At 66.1% G+C, this 16,086-nt stretch carries 14 protein-coding genes, 1 tRNA gene and 1 pseudogene; 9 read left to right on the top strand and 7 right to left on the bottom strand.

What is annotated here, in order from left to right; translation table 11 throughout:
- Positions 1-8: 8 nt before the first annotated feature.
- Both recX and recA read right to left on the bottom strand, forming a co-directional pair.
- Positions 9-1,133 carry a recombination regulator RecX gene (gene recX, locus F3J18_RS15620; protein ID WP_166913272.1) on the bottom strand — a complete coding sequence of 375 codons (1,125 nt, stop codon included), beginning with the start codon at positions 1,131-1,133 and terminating at the stop codon, positions 9-11.
- Positions 1,133-2,212, bottom strand: a complete 1,080-nt coding sequence (gene recA, locus F3J18_RS15615) for a recombinase RecA (RefSeq protein ID WP_013699267.1) — start codon at positions 2,210-2,212, stop codon at positions 1,133-1,135. Before recA ends, recX begins: the two co-directional genes overlap by 1 nt.
- 205 nt (positions 2,213-2,417) lie before the next feature.
- Here recA and F3J18_RS15610 point away from each other — a divergent pair, with 205 nt between their 5' ends.
- The 4 genes from F3J18_RS15610 to F3J18_RS15595 all read left to right on the top strand — a co-directional run bounded on the left by F3J18_RS15610 (position 2,418) and on the right by F3J18_RS15595 (position 6,893).
- Positions 2,418-3,161: a response regulator transcription factor gene (locus tag F3J18_RS15610; protein ID WP_013699268.1), complete on the top strand. Its 744-nt coding sequence runs from the start codon at positions 2,418-2,420 to the stop codon at positions 3,159-3,161.
- A 22-nt stretch (positions 3,162-3,183) separates the two neighbouring features.
- A complete protein-coding gene (locus tag F3J18_RS15605; RefSeq protein WP_025096948.1) occupies positions 3,184-4,815 on the top strand; it encodes a sensor histidine kinase in 1,632 nt (543 codons plus the stop codon).
- A gap of 232 nt (positions 4,816-5,047) precedes the next feature.
- Positions 5,048-6,706 carry an MFS transporter gene (locus F3J18_RS15600; RefSeq protein WP_166913271.1) on the top strand — a complete coding sequence of 553 codons (1,659 nt, stop codon included), beginning with the start codon at positions 5,048-5,050 and terminating at the stop codon, positions 6,704-6,706.
- A 110-nt stretch (positions 6,707-6,816) separates the two neighbouring features.
- Positions 6,817-6,893 (top strand) — tRNA-Met (locus F3J18_RS15595).
- A gap of 316 nt (positions 6,894-7,209) precedes the next feature.
- Here F3J18_RS15595 and F3J18_RS38175 read toward each other — a convergent pair.
- The 3 genes and pseudogenes from F3J18_RS38175 to F3J18_RS15585 form a co-directional block, all read right to left on the bottom strand.
- Positions 7,210-7,397, bottom strand: a pseudogene (locus tag F3J18_RS38175) (IS66 family insertion sequence element accessory protein TnpB); the annotation flags it as partial.
- A gap of 116 nt (positions 7,398-7,513) precedes the next feature.
- The gene (locus F3J18_RS15590; protein ID WP_166913270.1) at positions 7,514-8,590 is read right to left on the bottom strand and encodes an Imm72 family immunity protein; all 1,077 of its coding nucleotides are present in this window, start codon (positions 8,588-8,590) and stop codon (positions 7,514-7,516) included.
- Positions 8,587-8,922, bottom strand: a complete 336-nt coding sequence (locus F3J18_RS15585) for a hypothetical protein (protein WP_240154674.1) — start codon at positions 8,920-8,922, stop codon at positions 8,587-8,589. Before F3J18_RS15585 ends, F3J18_RS15590 begins: the two co-directional genes overlap by 4 nt.
- Before the next feature lie 135 nt (positions 8,923-9,057).
- On the opposite strand from F3J18_RS15585, the gene F3J18_RS15580 reads away from it, so the two are divergent.
- The 3 genes from F3J18_RS15580 (at position 9,058) to F3J18_RS15570 (ending at position 11,444) form a co-directional block, all read left to right on the top strand.
- The gene (locus F3J18_RS15580; RefSeq protein ID WP_166913269.1) at positions 9,058-9,597 is read left to right on the top strand and encodes a PAAR domain-containing protein; all 540 of its coding nucleotides are present in this window, start codon (positions 9,058-9,060) and stop codon (positions 9,595-9,597) included.
- Positions 9,598-9,815: 218 nt separating this feature from the next.
- Positions 9,816-10,328 carry a VRR-NUC domain-containing protein gene (locus F3J18_RS15575; RefSeq protein ID WP_345891746.1) on the top strand — a complete coding sequence of 171 codons (513 nt, stop codon included), beginning with the start codon at positions 9,816-9,818 and terminating at the stop codon, positions 10,326-10,328.
- A gap of 21 nt (positions 10,329-10,349) precedes the next feature.
- Entirely contained in the window at positions 10,350-11,444 is a 1,095-nt protein-coding gene (locus F3J18_RS15570; RefSeq protein ID WP_166913267.1) for a type VI immunity family protein, read from the top strand.
- 45 nt (positions 11,445-11,489) lie between these two features.
- Here the strand turns inward: F3J18_RS15570 and F3J18_RS38535 are convergent, their stop codons facing one another.
- Positions 11,490-12,548, bottom strand: a complete 1,059-nt coding sequence (locus F3J18_RS38535) for a methyl-accepting chemotaxis protein (protein WP_025096942.1) — start codon at positions 12,546-12,548, stop codon at positions 11,490-11,492.
- A gap of 350 nt (positions 12,549-12,898) precedes the next feature.
- Between F3J18_RS38535 and F3J18_RS15560 the strand changes: the two genes are divergently transcribed.
- A complete protein-coding gene (locus F3J18_RS15560) occupies positions 12,899-13,861 on the top strand; it encodes a quinone oxidoreductase (protein WP_166913266.1) in 963 nt (320 codons plus the stop codon).
- Between the two features lie 34 nt (positions 13,862-13,895).
- Here F3J18_RS15560 and F3J18_RS15555 read toward each other — a convergent pair whose 3' ends face one another.
- Positions 13,896-15,050, bottom strand: coding sequence for a methionine aminotransferase (locus tag F3J18_RS15555; protein WP_025096940.1), 1,155 nt, complete (start codon positions 15,048-15,050; stop codon positions 13,896-13,898).
- Between the two features lie 249 nt (positions 15,051-15,299).
- On the opposite strand from F3J18_RS15555, the gene F3J18_RS15550 reads away from it, so the two are divergent.
- Positions 15,300-16,025 carry an NAD(P)-dependent oxidoreductase gene (locus F3J18_RS15550; RefSeq protein ID WP_166913265.1) on the top strand — a complete coding sequence of 242 codons (726 nt, stop codon included), beginning with the start codon at positions 15,300-15,302 and terminating at the stop codon, positions 16,023-16,025.
- The last annotated feature ends 61 nt before the right edge of the window (positions 16,026-16,086 follow it).

Below are 16,086 nucleotides of genomic sequence, written 5' to 3'. Positions count from 1 at the left end.
GGCGAGCCTCAGAACTCGCCGAATTCGTCCTCGCCGCCCTTGAGCAGCTTGACGATGGTGGCGCTCGTGAAGCCGCGCGCGGCCAGGAAGCGCGCCTGTTTGGCGCGCTCGGCCGGCGTGCCCGGCAGGCTGCCGAACTTCTTGCGCCAAACCGCCTGGGCCCGGCCGAACTCGGTTTCGCGCAACTGCTCGCTGACCGATTCGACCAGTTCCGAATCGACGGCATGGCGCTTGAGCTCGCCGAGGATTCGCGCGCTACCGAGGCGCGAGGCGCGCCGGTGCACCAGGCTTTCGGTGAAACGCGCGTCGGACAGCCAGCCCTCGCGCTCGAGCGCGTCGAGCAGCGCTTCGGGATCGTCGCCCTCCTCCACATAGGGAGCGAGCTTGCGCGCGAGTTCGCTGCGGCTGTACTCGCGTCGCGACAGATAACCGAGCGCGCGGCCTTTCAGTGAGCGGGTCGGGCGCTCCCGCTCGGCACGGCGCGACTCGCCTGCCGGTTCGGTTGCCTGGCCGGAGGAAGCCGTCGAGGCATCGCGCTCGTCGAACGGGCCGCGCGGGCGGCGCCGGTTGCGGCGCGTGGCGTGCTCGCTGGTGCGGGAATACTGGTCGCCGTCGGCGTTTTCGAAGTGGGTGGGCGCGGTGGGCGCCTCGAAGGGATCAGGGGCGGCGCGGCGACGGCTCGACGATGCCGGGCGGCCGCCGGTAACGGGGGCTTGCGAAGCCGCGGGCCGCGGGCCGGCGGCTGCGTCTACCCGGCCGGCCGTCGGCTGTCGACGAGGCGACGATGAGGCGCCGGCATCAGCCGGAAAAACAGCCGGCGCTGCCCTGCTCGCCTCCCCGCGCACGGCACGCACGCTGCGGGCACGGATGCCGCGCGCAACGTCATGCGCATCGAAGGATTCGTCGGCATCGACCGAGTCGCTCGCGTACACGGGATCGGCCGCTGCCCGCCGCGTGCGCTGAAACGAAACGAGGGCATCGTCCGATGCCCTCGTTTCCGGGCGACCTGCCGGCCGCCCTTCGCGCGAAACCGGCGCCGGCCCGGGTCGATCGGCCTGCCCGCCGTCGCCCGCGCAAGGCTCGCGCGGCGAGGAGGCTGGCGAATCGTCCGGGCAGCCCCGGCTTCGACGCATCACTCTTCTTCGTCCAGGATCTCGGCTTCCGACTGGCCGGCGGCGCCTTCCTGCGGCATGGCCGCCACGCCGAGCGATTCGCGGATGCGGTTCTCGATCTCGAGCGCGATGTCCGGATTCTCGCGCAGGAATTCACGCGCGTTGTCCTTGCCCTGGCCGATCTTGTCGCCGTTGTAGCTGTACCAGGCGCCGGCCTTGTCGACGATCTTGGCTTGCACGCCCAGATCGATGATTTCGCCCTGGCGCGAGATGCCCTCGCCGTAGAGGATGTCGAAGATCGATTCGCGGAACGGCGGCGAGACCTTGTTCTTGACGACCTTGACGCGGGTTTCGTTGCCGATCACCTCGTCGTTCTTCTTGATCGAGCCGATCCGGCGGATATCGAGGCGCACCGAGGCGTAGAACTTCAGCGCATTGCCGCCCGTGGTGGTTTCCGGGTTGCCGAACATGACGCCGATCTTCATGCGGATCTGGTTGATGAAGATCACCAGGCAGTTCGTGCGCTTGATCGTGCCCGTCAGCTTGCGCAGCGCCTGCGACATCAGGCGAGCCTGCAGGCCCGGCAGCGAATCGCCCATTTCGCCTTCGATTTCGGCCTTCGGCACCAGGGCCGCGACCGAGTCGATCACGATCATGTCGATCGAGCCCGAGCGCACCAGCGCGTCGGTGATTTCGAGCGCCTGCTCGCCCGTGTCCGGCTGCGAGATCAGCAGCTCCGGCACGTTCACGCCGAGCTTGGATGCATATTGGACGTCGAGCGCGTGTTCCGCGTCGATGAAGGCCGCCGTGCCGCCGAGCTTCTGCATCTCGGCGATCACCTGCAGCGTGAGGGTGGTCTTGCCCGACGATTCCGGACCGTAGATTTCGACGACACGGCCGCGCGGCAGGCCGCCGACGCCGAGCGCGATATCGAGGCCGAGCGAGCCGGTGGAGACCACCTGGATATCTTCCTTGGCCTCGGCATCGCCGAGCTTCATGATCGAGCCCTTGCCGAACTGCTTCTCGATCTGGGCCAGCGCTGCCGCCAGCGCCTTGCTCTTTTCCGCGGTCATCCCGGCGCCTTTCTTGCTATCTTCCATGAATCGTCCTTTGCTATGATGAGCAGCGTCTGATTGGGGGGCACCGGGCCTAACTAGCCGTTAGGTGCACGAATGCAGACACTGTATAAAAAAACAGTGGTTTGTGCAAGCCCGAGTTGCGGGTTCCGCACAAGCCCACCCAGACCTTCCGGAGACACCCGCGCCGGCGCCTCTCCAGCGCGCCGCCGGCCGACGGCCACGCACCATGCGAATCCTGATTGCCGAAGATGACAGCATACTCGCGGACGGCCTGACCCGATCACTCCGCCAATCGGGCTATGCCGTCGATCACGTCAAGAGCGGCGTCGAGGCCGACACCGCCTTGTCGATGCAGACTTTCGACCTGTTGATCCTCGACCTCGGCCTGCCGAAGATGCCCGGTCTCGACGTGCTGCGGCGCCTGCGCGCACGCAACTCGGTGCTGCCGGTACTGATCCTGACCGCCGCCGACAGCGTCGACGAGCGCGTCAAGGGGCTCGACCTGGGCGCCGACGACTACATGGCCAAGCCCTTCGCCCTGAACGAACTCGAGGCGCGCGTGCGGGCGCTCACCCGGCGCGGCGCCGGCGGCGGCCCGACCGTGATCCGCCACGGCTCGCTGAGCTTCGACCAGGTCGGCCGGCTCGCCTACGCCAACGAGCGCGTGCTGGACCTGTCGGCGCGCGAGCTCGGCCTGCTCGAGGTGCTGCTGCAGCGCGTCGGCCGGCTGGTCTCGAAGGAGCAATTGGTCGACCATCTCTGCGAGTGGGGCGAGGAAGTCAGCAACAACGCGATCGAGGTCTACGTGCACCGGCTGCGCAAGAAGATCGAGCCGAGCGGCGTGCGGATCCTGACCGTGCGCGGCCTCGGCTACTGCCTGGAGAAGGCCGTGGCCGAATCGGGCGCCGCGGTCGCGCCCGAGGTGCCGGCCGCGCCGGAGCATCAGGCGCCCTCCTCGCCGCTGCGCTGAGGGGCCGCGCGAGCGCGCCGCCATGGCCACGCCGCTTCGTTCCGCCCGCACCAGCAAGCACGCCGCGCGCCGCCCGGCCGACGTGCGCGACGCGGAACGCGACGCCCGCTACGAAAACCCGTTTGCCCCGCCCGACGAGGGCGAATCCGCCGACACGGCGCGCCCGCGCTCGCTGTTCGGCGAGATCCTCGACTGGATGCTCGCGCCGCTGCTGCTGCTCTGGCCGATGAGCATCGCCGTCACCTACCTGGTCGCCAAGACCATCGCCAACGGCCCCTTCGACCGCGCGCTGGAAACCGATGCCTATGTGCTCGCGCGGCAGATCACGCCCGTCAACGGGGTGGCCGAGCTGGTGCTGCCCAAGGCCACGCTCGACCTGCTGCGCGCCGACAATGTCGACAGCGTCTATTACCAGGTGCTCGGCACGCGCGGCGAGCTGGTGGCCGGCGAGGCCGACCTGCCGCTGCCGCGCGACGACGACCGGCCGCCGCCCGGCGTGGTGCTGTTCCGCGACGACCTCCTTCGCGGCAACGACATCCGCGTCGCCTACACCACCGTCGCGCTGGGCGGCTCGAGCGGCTCGCAGCCGGTGCTGGTACAGGTCGGCGAAACGCTGGACAAGCGCAACGCACTGGCCAACGACATCATCAAGGGCGTGATCCTGCCGCAGTTCGTGATCCTGCCGCTGGCCATCGTGCTGGTCTGGTTCGGGCTATCGCGCGGGCTCGCGCCGCTGACCGCGCTGCAGGCCCATATCCGCAACCGCCGCCCCGACGATCTCTCGCCCGTCGATCCGCAGCGCGCGCCGCCCGAGATCGAGCCGCTGGTCACCTCGTTCAACGACCTGCTCGGCCGGCTCGAACAGAACATCGCGCTGCAGAAGCGCTTCATCGCCGATGCCGCTCACCAGATGAAGACGCCGCTGGCCGGGCTGCGCACCCAGGCCGAATTCGCGCTGCGTCACGAGGTGCCGGACGAAGTCGCGCGCTCGCTGGAGCAGATCGCCACCAGCTCCGGGCAGGCCGCGCGCCTGGTCACCCAGTTGCTGGCGCTGGCGCGCGCCGAGAACCGCGCGAGCGGCCTGAGCTTCGAGCCGGTCGATCTCGCCGCGCTGGCGCGCGTGACCGTGCGCGACTGGGTGCAGGCCGCCTTCGCCAGGCGCATGGACCTCGGCTACGAAGGGCCGGACGACCAGGACGTTCAAGCGCCGGCGCCCATCATCGACGGCCATGCCGTGATGCTGCGCGAGATGCTCGGCAACCTGATTGACAACGCGATCCGCTATACGCCCGAGGGCGGCCGGATCACCGTGCGCCTGCATGTCGAGCCCGGCGTGCGGCTCGACGCGACGGGCGCCGTGGTGCGTGCCTTCGACAATGCCGGCGCCGGCCAGGCGGGCGTCGCGCATATCGAGGTGGAAGACACCGGCCCCGGCATTCCGGCCCACGAACGCGGCCGCGTGCTCGAACGCTTCTACCGGATCCTCGGCCGCGACGGCGAGGGCAGCGGGCTGGGCCTGGCCATCGTGCGCGAGATCGTCACCCAGCACGGCGGCGCGCTGGCGATCGACGATCACGTCTACCAGGACACGCCGCACCTGGCCGGCACGCTGGTGCGCGTCAGCTTCGCACTGCGCGAGGCCGCCCCGGAATAACCCTGAGGCGAGCGCCGCCGGCCTGGTCTGCAAGGCGCAGTCAGCGATGTTGCCGGAACATCGGCCATCGATCGTCGACGTTCGCCAAATTTTCGCCGAACAAGCGGGAAGCACTCCCGACAAACCCTGATCCCCGCTCCAGTCAGACCTCCGTAAGTTTGCCCGCCAATAATCGACGCCAGTTCGTCAGGATGGCGAACCGACACCGATATCAAGATTCAGGAGACGACTCATGGCGACTGTAGGCGGGCATATCTCGCACTCGCCGATGACGAGCGACGAAAAACGCGTGATCTTCGCGTCCTCGCTCGGCACCGTGTTCGAGTGGTACGACTTCTATCTGGCCGGCTCCCTCGCGGCCTACATCAGCAAGAGCTTCTTCTCCGGCGTCAATCCGACCGCCGCCTTCATCTTCACCCTGCTCGGCTTCGCCGCCGGTTTCGCGGTGCGCCCGTTCGGCGCGATCGTGTTCGGCCGGCTCGGCGACATGGTGGGCCGCAAGTACACCTTCCTGATGACGATCGTGATCATGGGCATCTCGACCTTCGTGGTCGGGTTCCTGCCCGGCTACGCCACCATCGGCATCGCCGCGCCGGTGATCTTCATCGCCATGCGGCTGCTGCAGGGGCTCGCGCTGGGCGGCGAATACGGCGGCGCGGCCACCTACGTGGCCGAGCATGCACCGGCCAACCGCCGCGGCTTCTACACCGCCTGGATCCAGACCACCGCGACGCTCGGCCTGTTCCTGTCGCTGCTGGTGATCGTCGGCGTGCGCACCCTGGTGGGCGAGGAGAGCTTCGGCGCCTGGGCCTGGCGCATCCCGTTCATCGCCTCGATCCTGCTGCTGGCCGTGTCGGTCTGGATTCGCATGCAGCTGAACGAATCGCCGGTGTTCATGCGCATCAAGGCCGAGGGCAAGACCTCGAAGGCACCGCTCACGGAAGCCTTCGGCCAATGGCGCAACCTGAAGATCGTGATCCTCGCGCTGGTCGGGCTGACCGCCGGCCAGGCGGTGGTCTGGTACACGGGCCAGTTCTACGCGCTGTTTTTCCTGACGCAGACGCTGAAGGTGGACGGCACCACGGCCAATATCCTGATCGCCGTGGCGCTCTTGATCGGCACGCCCTTCTTCCTGTTCTTCGGCTCGCTGTCGGACCGGATCGGCCGCAAGCCGATCATCCTGGCCGGCTGCCTGATCGCCGCGCTGACCTACTTCCCGCTGTTCAAGGCTCTCACGCACTACACGAATCCGGCACTGGAAACGGCCACGCAGAAGGCGCCGATCACCGTGATCGCGAACCCGGACGAATGCTCGTTCCAGTTCAACCCGGTCGGCACGGCGAAGTTCACGACCTCCTGCGACGTCGCCAAGGCGGCCCTGTCGAAAGCCGGCCTGAACTACGAGAACGTGGCCGCGCCGGCGGGCACGCTCGCGCAGATCAAGGTGGGCGACATCGCGGTGGACACCTACGACGGCAAGGCCGCGGACGCCAAGGCGAAGGCCGGCGCGTTCGACAAGACGCTGGCCGCGACGCTCAAGGGCGCCGGCTACCCGGCCAAGGCCGATCCCTCGCAGATCAACTGGCCGATGGCGATCGTGGTGCTGACCATCCTGGTGATCTTCGTGACCATGGTGTACGGGCCGATCGCGGCGATGCTGGTGGAGATGTTCCCGACGCGGATCCGCTATACCTCGATGTCGCTGCCCTATCACATCGGCAACGGCTGGTTCGGCGGCTTCCTGCCGGCCACCGCGTTCGCGATCGTGGCGGCCAAGGGCAACATCTACTCGGGGCTCTGGTATCCGATCGTGATCGCGCTGGTGACCTTCGTGATCGGGCTGCTGTTCGTCAAGGAGACGAAGGGCTCCAACATCTACTCGCAGGACTGAGGCGGGGTTGGGAGAAGCCGGGCCGGGCGGGCGTCCCGGCCGCTTCGTGAAAATTCTTCGACAAAGTTGTTGACAGGATTCGGAGCCTTCTGCATAATCTTTCTTCTGTTGGCGAATTAGCTCAGTCGGTTAGAGCGACGGAATCATAATCCGCAGGTCCGGGGTTCGAATCCCTGATTCGCCACCATCATTACGCGAAGGCCCGCTCTCGAAAGAGACGCGGGCCTTTGTCTTTGCGCGCGCGGTGAGCGATCTTGTGAGCCATCCGCCGATGCACAAGCTGCCGCACCTGTTCAAATCGCGCCACGGCGTGTTTTACTTCCGGCTCGTTCGCGCCGGCAAACCGTCTCTTTCCCCAGATCTAGAGCATCCGCGACTCGGATCTGCGTGTAGCCGGCAGCCTTGCACTGCTTCTCTATCGCCGATCCTACCCTCTTCGCAAGCTCTTCCCCGATCCCATCGCCTTTCCTGTCGCCTCCTCGCGTCTACGCGCGGCAAAAAACGACCCATTTGCGCAACTGTTTTGTGTTCGCTCCGGCCTTGAGGGCAAGCCCGGCAGCGATGCATCGGGTTGGAGGCACGCCTCGACCAGGCGACGTCTGCCGTCTAAGTCAAATGATCGTTTGCCGTTCGGGAAGACATGCGTCGCCGTCAGAGGCAGGAGGTCGAGGTCAATCGCGTCTAGTGTCATCGTGGCTGCGTCCGCAAGTGTGGAGGTTGCGGACGCAAGCGTGACGTTTCTCAGGCTGGGGCGCTATGTGCGTAGAATTTCGCGGTTACTGCCACACTCCGACCATCCGGAGAGATTCAGGCCTGCGGTTGCGGATCCACATAGTGCCAAATGACCATGCCCCATGAGGTGTGCTGAGGGCCTGGCATCGGCTCTCCCGCTTCGACATGAACCGAATCCTTCACAGCCGGACTTTGCCAACGACCAGTACGCGGACACGCTTCCCCGGGCAAGGCGCGCAAACTCGTCTGCGCGACGGATTGGGGGAAGTAGGTCGACTCTTCCTCAGGGATGCTACCGTCCCGATAGCGGGTATCTTCCCATAGCAAGCGCCAGCGTACCTCGTACTCGTCGTTCGTGCCTTCCAATAAATACGTGTGGGCGACACTGCCCTTGAGGAAGTAATTCGGGCAGCCAACCTTGCCAGCCGGAAACCATGGCTCCCAGATTCCCTCGATGGGGATTTCCTCGCCGCTCGCGACTTCGCCGACCCGGGATTCGTTCTTGGCGGGGCATGCGGGAAGATCGGCTGGATACTTACGCCCCGGCGGCCAATACTTCCAAGCTGGAAGCGGTACATCCTGAAACAGGGATTCATAGGTCCAATACTCGAACACGCGAGTTCCGGTATCCGTGTCTGTTTCGTAGGCCATCAGCCCTTCAAAACCAAATGCGATCGAGCAATCCAGTGCGTAGCACATCAATTGCTGGATCCAGACACCGTGTACCAACCCTTTGGCAAATTCTGGGTCGCTGTAGGTGTTGTTCTTCAAGCCCAAGACCAGAAAAAACGGATCGTATTTTCTGCCAACTTCATCTGCAGTTCGCCCAAACAAGACATCGCCGACTTCCGCGCTCCCGGCAATCAACGCGCCGTAGGCCGATCGCTTGTCCAAGCCTCGGCGCAAGATATCAATACCTTGATCCATCTGCACCAACGCGCCGAGAAAGTCATATGTGTAAGCTTTCTCGAGTTCGTCCTGATTGGGGCTCGGCGAGTCCATCCGTTTGGCGTAGGCGTCGAGAAAATCCCGATACAACTGGACGGCGTGCTCCAGGTAGGTGAGGCTCGTCCACTTCTTGATCAGATAGAACGCCTTGGCGCGCGCGTCCTGCTCTTGTGCCTCGGTCATCGTTAACGTGTTCAGCATCATTGCGCTCGTCCATCCATTGATTGTTTGCCCGTGACGGCGGCCGCGCGACGGGCGTAGCCCTCTTGCCTGATCTTGGCCGATCGCTCGCGCTCTTCCAGCATCAGCGCGTGGGCCTCCGCCTCACCGGGCAGCGTGACGTCATTCCAGTTCGTTTTACGAGCCTTGAGCAAGCCGGCCGCCAATTGCTTCTCTATCCATTCTTTTACGGGCGCATTGTGCGAGTGACTGAAATCCACGAAATACTGGAGATCGCCGCCAACCAGCAGGCGCATGGTGCCCACCGCTTTATCGATGTCCACCTGTTCGGCGATTGCCCCCTTCCACAACCGCATATCTCTCATCGCACCTTGCCCACTCCACCTCACTCACCCCCACCAACTTGCGGCATTTTCTCGCGCCCGCCCTTATCTCGCTATTAATCAAACAATCGAGCGTAGAGTTGCGGCGTTCCATAACCGGAAAATGCCATGAGCGCTTTTATTCGCGAGGGCGACACCACCGATCACGGCGGCCGGGTCCTTGACTGTTCCCAAGCTCAACTCATCGACGGCAAGCCCGTCGCGAGGCTGGGCGACATGGTGTTCTGTCCCATGTGCGATGGCGTCTATCCCATCGTCCACATTCTGCCGCGCGGCATGGACATGGACGGGAAACCGCCCGCCTTCGAAGGCGACAGGACCGCTTGCGGCGCGCGTTTGATCGCATCCCAGGCAAGCGCCACGGCGGAGCCCACGCAAAAGCCGTGGCGCGTCAAAAGCCCCGCGGTGAGCCACCAAACGGTGAACGACAACCCCGGGCTATACCAGGGCCGATTCCATGTCATGGACGAGGCAACCGGCCGATCGATTGCAAACCATCCATACACACTGCACGCATCCGACGGCAGCGTGATCTCGGGACGAACAGACGAAAACGGTTATACCCAATGGCATGAAGCAGAATCGCCGGCCTCGTTACGTTTCGCGTCCCCATCGACACAAGTCAGAGGAGGAGCAGGCGACCAATGAGCGGAAGCGCATATGGAATCGGCTCCGCCTCAGGATCGACAGCGCAAGGCGGTCGAACAACGTCGGTCCAGCTTCGCACGGTGGGACTCGATCCGATAGACAAGAAAGTGGTATGCAAAGCGATCTGTGTCTGTTCGCGCGAGCCAGACAGAGGCGCATCCGGTCAGCACCTCAAACAGCAATGCGTGTCTCGCAATCTCCGCGATGTCGATCGAAGCATGGACTGGCAAAGTCCGTATAAGGCCGAGGTCAATTACGACATGTCGCAGGTACCGCCCGCTCCCATCATGCGCTCCCACCCTCCTCTCGAAGCTCATCCCTACCTTCCCGGCTGGATCGCGAAATACTGGCTCGGCGGGCAGAAGGCTTATCGGGCAGGCTCCGGTGCCATCCGTCGACCGGACGTCGTGATCGTGAAGAATGGCTCATTGCCGCCTACGCAGGACAATATAAAAAGCCTCGTCGAAGTAAAGTTTCCACCACAGGCTCCCGATCTCGGGCAGGCCGAAGATTACGCCACGATCGCCGGATCACCAGACAAGCTTGTCGTCCTAAGGCCACAAAACTGCGACTGCTCCAACGACGACAAAGGCGAAAATCCGGTCAGGGCAGTCGTGTCAGACGCACTTTCCGAACTTGGACGCTCACTTCGGGCGCTCCTCAATTCGAGGCCGCCAACGCAGAGGTTCGGCATGCCGCCGGTAACTCCGCCACTTCCCGCGCCTCTATAACCGGATTCGAGCCCTTTCCCGATGGCAAACCCGACACAGGATTTTCTGAAATGGGCCAAGGCGAACCAATCCCGCGCATTGGTCGCCAACGCCCTCCTCGAACCTCGCTGTCCGCATGACGGCATTGGCGCAGCCTTCGTAGTCCGCGCATGCCTCTATTTCGAACACGCATTCGACCCGGTCGTCCGCGAAGCGCTCGCCCGAACATTCGACGAGTTCGTGATATCGATGGGCAGCGAGAAGCTCAGCTACATGTGGAGCAATGGCAAAGCCGCCCAGCCGATGTCGAAGGTGAAATCCCTGCGCGCTGCCGCGACGCGCCTCGGCCCTGAAGATCGATTCGACTTCGATTTCATGAGCGGCAAACTCCCGACCGACGCAAGCTTGTGGGAATTCCATATCGGCGGCCAGCGCCGATGGCAAGAAGCGCTCGGCAATCGCGGCCTCAATGTCCTGTGGTTCTCGTGGCCAGTGTTCGCCGTACAGGAGCGCCCCGATGCGTTCGCGAAGCTTTTCCACGAAGCCGCGACATGGCTCGAGGCGTCGCACGGCCATGCCGGCATCGCCGCCAATCTCTCGCCCACCGCGCGCGAGGAAAACGAGGCCACCGAGTATTGGGCGAGTCAGACAATGCCCGGCCTCGATGTCGGTTTCCCCGCGGACTTATCGGTCCGAGCGCTCAAGGGACAACTGAAAACGATCGACTGGCTCACCGCAATCAGCAAGCCGATGCTCGAAGCCGCGGGCGGCCTGAAACCGCTTCGCGCTCATCTGCCTCCGAACTGGTTTTCGATCGGCGACTACGGTTCAGGCGTCGTCATCCGGGGCGGCGTCTTGCCGGAAAGCGGCATCTCGAACGACGAGAGCACACCACCGTCCAATCCACCCGCCTACGTCATCCTCGACGCTGCCCTGCGGCCAATCCGCAGCAGTGCGATGGCAAACCTGCAACGCGGCACCATCAACGGCGACGCCCCCGTCTACAACACCCCGGCAGCCACGAACAGTTGGCTATGCCGCTTCGAAACCGACGAAGCCGGCCTGCTCGCCGCCAAGGCCGCACTACTCGACACGCCTCCGCTCTGCGCAGCCAACGCCTTGCCCAATCCACTCTGAATCCAGGCATCGCCCAGCCCAGCAACCCGGCAAGCGACCTTGCACTCAAATCAACTCAGCCGCCCCAGCCCCCACCGCCCGCTGACACACCACCCCGAACCACCCCAACCCCCGATACGTCTCATACCCCGGCGTCGCCGCGAACGACACCGTCCCGCCATCCGCCTCGCGATAAAACCCCGTCGCCTCGCCATGAGTCTTCAACCGGAACGTCTCCTGCAACACCCCTTCCCCATCCGAACTCGCGATCACCCGAAACGAGGAGTCCACGATCAGGCAGCGCGTCCTCGCCCACTCTTCCTCGCTCAGCCTCACGCCCTTGACCACCGCCGCGGCCTGCGGCGCCCAATCGAAGAAGATCACCAGCGCCCCGAGCACCTGCCCGTTCGCCTCGCCGCCCTCGCGGATCGCGGTGGCATAGGTCGCCACCTGCGCATTCCTCAACTGCGGCAGGGCCTCCACGTCGAACGCCACGTAATCGGCCCCGCTGCCGGTGGCCAGCGCCGCCTCGAACCACTTCGCGCCGCCCACCTGCTGCCCGACCACCGGATACGTCTCGCCGCGCCCGCTGGCGATCACCGTGCCTTGCGCGTCCACCACCCACAGATCCTTGTAGACCGTATAACTGTCGAGGATCACCGACAGCCGCTCGCTCGCGTGCCGGCTCATCTCCTCGCTGTCGTAGGTCACGCAATCCACCACCGCCGAATCGGTGGCCCACCAGCGCACGTCGCAGGAGCGTTCATAGAGGTTGCGGTCGACGATATCGATCATGTTCAGCGCGAGATCGGCACAACGCTGCCCGTCGTGCGCGTGCATGCGATCGATCATGCTGTCGCCGAGCTCGGTCAGCCGCGTCAGCGAACCGGCCAGTTCCTTGTTGAGGATGTCGGTGATCTCGCCGATCCGCTTCGAGACATGCTTCACCTGGTTGGCCACCACGGCGAACCCCTTGCCGGCCTCGCCGGCGCGCGCCGCCTCGATCAGCGCGTTGAGCGCGAGGAAGGTGGTTTCGCGATTGATGTCGTTGATGTCGCCGATCTTGCCGGTGGCGAGGCGCCTGACTTCGTGCGTCAGGTCGACGATTGCGCGTGGATTGGCCATGGTGGTGTCGCCCGTAGGTAATGCGGTTGCCTTGCTTGTTGTTTCTGCTGTTTCCGTCGTTTCCAAGCAAACACCAGACCAATTTACCCAGATGGTGAATATGGTCATCGCCAGGCTCTTGTATCCACAAGGGAAATTGCCAAGCCGCCTATCCAGCGACCCGCCCGCCGGGCGCCAGCACGCAAGCGCCGCCGCCCCGGGCCGCTCCCGCGATGGTGCGCGTGCGCACCATCGCGGTGCCGCGCGCATCGACGCTACCGTGCCGATGCGCTACGCTCTCGCAGCCGCACGACGGCACCCGTTTCCATCAGCCGGGCGCGCAGCCCGTCCATCGTCCACGAGGCGCATCCATGCACGCATTGTTTTTCGACCGATTCGGCGGCCCCGAAGTCCTGCAGTGGGGCGAGCGTCCCGATCCCGTGCCGGGGCCGGGCCAGGCGCTGGTGCGCATCGAGAGCGTCGGCCTGAACTTCGCCGACGTCTATCGCCGCAACGGCAACTACCACCTGAGCGGCAGCGCGCCCTGGATCCTCGGCTACGAAGGCGCGGGCGTGATCGAAGCGGCCGCCGCGGGCGATACGCGTTTCCCGCGCGGCACGCGCGTCGGTTTCGCCGACATGCCTTATGCCAACGCCGAACTGGTGGCGGTCGACGTGGATCGCCTGATCCCGCTGCCCGAGGACATCGGCGCCGAGATCGCGGCGGCCACGCTGCTGCAGGGCCTGACCGCGCAATACCTGGTGCGCGACAGCTTCCGCGTCGCGAGCGGCCACCTGGCCGTGGTCCACGCGGCGGCGGGCGGCGTGGGCCTGTTGCTGACGCAGATGCTGAAGTGCCTGGGCGCCACGGTGCTCGGCATCGCCTCGAGCGGCGCGCGACGCCAGGCCGTGCTCGAGGCCGGCGCCGACGTGGTGGCCGGCTACGACGACTGGCCGGCCGCACTCGCCACGCTGGGCGACGGGCGCGGTGCCGACGTGGTCTACGACTCGGTCGGCCGCACGCTGGGCGCGAGCCTGGCGGCCGCGCGCATCGGCGGCACGGTGGTGTTCTACGGGATGGCGGCGGGCGACCCGGATCCGGTCGATCCGCGCCTGCTGATGGACCGCTCGCTGACGCTGACGGGCGGCGATCTATGGAACGTGCTGACCAGCGCCGAGATCCGTCGCGAGCGCGCCGCCGAGCTGTTCGCGCAGATACGCGCGGGCGAGGTGCGCCCGGTGATCGCCGCGCGCTACGCCTTGTCGGAAGGCGGCGAGGCGCATCGCTTCCTGGAAAGCCGCAACGCGATCGGCAAGATCCTGATGAACTGCTGACGCAGCGCCGGGCGGCGCGTCGCCATGATGGGGGCTAGACCGCCGCGAGCCGGCGCCCGCCCTCGTCGAGCGTGGCGTCGTCCTTGCAGAAGCTCAGGCGAATGATGCCGGTATCGCGCCGGTCCTGGTAGAAGCTGGCCAGCGGGATCGCGCCCACGCCGTGCTTCTGCAGCAGCTCGAACACGAAGTCCTGGTCGCCGAGTTCGGAGAAATGATCGAAGCGCGCCAGCATGAAGAAGCTGCCGCCGCAAGGCAGCAGTTCCAGCCGCGAGCCGGCCATCGCGGCCGCCAGCCGATCGCGCTTGGCCTGGTAGAAGGCAGCCAGGTCGAGATAGCTGCGCGGCTCGGCCAGCCGCTCGGCCAGCGCGGCCTGCAACGGCGCCGGTGCCGAGAACACCACGTACTGGTGCACCTTGCGGATCTCGGTGCTCAGCTCGGCGGGCGCCAGGCAATACCCGACGCGCCAGCCCGTGGCGTGATAGGTCTTGCCCAGCGAGAGCGCGATCACGCTGCGCTCGGCCAGCTCCGGGTAGCGCGCCAGGCTCAGGTGCTCGCGTCCGTCATACACCATGTGCTCGTACACCTCGTCCGACAGGATCACGATGTCGGTGTCGCGCGTGAGCGCGATCAGCCGCGCGATGTCCTCGGCGCCGAACAGCGCGCCGGTCGGGTTGTGCGGCGTGTTCACGATGATCATCCGCGTGCGCGGCGTGATCGCGGCGGCCACTTCGTCCCAGTCGATCGCGAGCGTATCCAGGTGGATGCCGATCGCCACCGGGGTGGCGCCCTGCAGGCGAATCGAAGGCTCGTAGACCTCGAAGGCGGGCTCGAAGAAGATCACCTCGTCGCCGGCATGCACCAGCGCCGTGATGGCGGCGTAGATCGCCTCGCTCGCGCCGGCGGTCACGGTGATCTCGCTGTCGGCCCGATAACGCGCGCCGTGCAGCCGCTCGGTCTTCTCGGCCAGCGCCGCCTTGAGCGGCGGATAGCCGGCCATCGGCGCGTACTGGTTGAAGCCGGCCTGCATGGCGCGCCCGGCCATGGCGAGCAGCGCCGGGTCGGTCGGGAACGAGGGCGCGCCCTGCCAGAGGTTCACGGCATCGTGTTTCGCGGCCAGCTCCGCGATGCTGGAAAAGACGGAAATGCCGCTTTGCGGCAGCTTGGTCTCGATCCGGCATGAATTGCGCATTCGGTGCACTCCTGAGGGGCGGCGCCGGGCGCCGCGTGATCCGGCCGTCAAGGTTGGCACATCGCTCCCGCGCGTGCAACGAAGCACGAAGGCGGGTTTCGCGTCATGGACCATGTCCTGCCCGTTTCGATCGAAATTGGCTCTATCGCACAGGCCATGCCCGCCCTTACGCTAGTCCCGATGGTTCGCCGCCTCGCGCGCTTCGCGCCCGATCCCGGCGGCGGCCGGCAACCGTTCGGGAGTCCCCTCATGAGTGAAAGACTGTTCGTCGCCGGCGCCTCCGGCGTGATCGGCCGTGTGCTGGTGCCGCTGCTGGTCGAGGCCGGCTACGAGGTGCATGGCGCCACCCGCCGGGCCGAGCGCGCGGCGCAACTGGAAAGCCTCGGCGCGCGGCCGGTGGTGGTCGACGTGTTCGACGTCGACGCGCTCACGCGCGAACTGGGCCGCATCGCCCCCGACGCGGTGATCCACCAGCTGACCGACCTGCCGCGCGATCTCGATCCGGCGCGCATGGCGCAGGCGGTGGTCGACAACGCGCGGATCCGCAGCCAGGGCAGCTTCAACCTGGTGCTGGCCGCGCTGACGGCCGGCTGCCGCCGCATGGTGGCGCAGAGCATCGCCTGGGCCTACGCGCCGGGCGAGCAGCCGTATCGCGAGGAGCAGCCGCTCGACACCGACGCCGAAGGCGCGCGGCGCATCTCGGTGGGCGGCGTGGTCGCCCTGGAACATGCGGTGCTGGCCACCTCGCCGCTGCGCGGCACGGTGCTGCGCTACGGGCGCCTGTACGGCCCCGATACCGGCGCCGACACGGCGCCGGGCGCGCCGGCCGTGCATGTCGAGGACGCGGCGCGCGCCGCGCTGCTGGCGCTGCGCGGCAACGCGACGGGCATCTTCAACATCGTCGACGACAACGAGCAGGTCTCCAACCGGAAAGCCCGGCGCGAGCTGGGCTGGACACCGCGCACCAGCGCCTGAGCGGGCGCGCGCGGCCGTTCACACCATCTCGTCGGGGGTCGCGGCGCGGCGCTGCACCGCC

This window comes from Burkholderia sp. Ax-1720 (assembly GCF_011753035.1).
GTDB lineage: Bacteria > Pseudomonadota > Gammaproteobacteria > Burkholderiales > Burkholderiaceae > Burkholderia > Burkholderia gladioli.
Note: the sequence above shows the minus strand (reverse complement) of the source record. Positions and strands in the feature narration are given on the sequence as shown.

Coding starts and splice junctions, on each gene's coding strand:
- recX (WP_166913272.1), bottom strand. CDS start 1,133: ATGCGTCGAAGCCGGGGCTGCCCGGACGATTCGCCAGCCTCCTCGCCG.
- recA (WP_013699267.1), bottom strand. CDS start 2,212: ATGGAAGATAGCAAGAAAGGCGCCGGGATGACCGCGGAAAAGAGCAAG.
- F3J18_RS15610 (WP_013699268.1), top strand. CDS start 2,418: ATGCGAATCCTGATTGCCGAAGATGACAGCATACTCGCGGACGGCCTG.
- F3J18_RS15605 (WP_025096948.1), top strand. CDS start 3,184: ATGGCCACGCCGCTTCGTTCCGCCCGCACCAGCAAGCACGCCGCGCGC.
- F3J18_RS15600 (WP_166913271.1), top strand. CDS start 5,048: ATGGCGACTGTAGGCGGGCATATCTCGCACTCGCCGATGACGAGCGAC.
- F3J18_RS15590 (WP_166913270.1), bottom strand. CDS start 8,590: ATGATGCTGAACACGTTAACGATGACCGAGGCACAAGAGCAGGACGCG.
- F3J18_RS15585 (WP_240154674.1), bottom strand. CDS start 8,922: ATGCGGTTGTGGAAGGGGGCAATCGCCGAACAGGTGGACATCGATAAA.
- F3J18_RS15580 (WP_166913269.1), top strand. CDS start 9,058: ATGAGCGCTTTTATTCGCGAGGGCGACACCACCGATCACGGCGGCCGG.
- F3J18_RS15575 (WP_345891746.1), top strand. CDS start 9,816: ATGGACTGGCAAAGTCCGTATAAGGCCGAGGTCAATTACGACATGTCG.
- F3J18_RS15570 (WP_166913267.1), top strand. CDS start 10,350: ATGGCAAACCCGACACAGGATTTTCTGAAATGGGCCAAGGCGAACCAA.
- F3J18_RS38535 (WP_025096942.1), bottom strand. CDS start 12,548: ATGGCCAATCCACGCGCAATCGTCGACCTGACGCACGAAGTCAGGCGC.
- F3J18_RS15560 (WP_166913266.1), top strand. CDS start 12,899: ATGCACGCATTGTTTTTCGACCGATTCGGCGGCCCCGAAGTCCTGCAG.
- F3J18_RS15555 (WP_025096940.1), bottom strand. CDS start 15,050: ATGCGCAATTCATGCCGGATCGAGACCAAGCTGCCGCAAAGCGGCATT.
- F3J18_RS15550 (WP_166913265.1), top strand. CDS start 15,300: ATGAGTGAAAGACTGTTCGTCGCCGGCGCCTCCGGCGTGATCGGCCGT.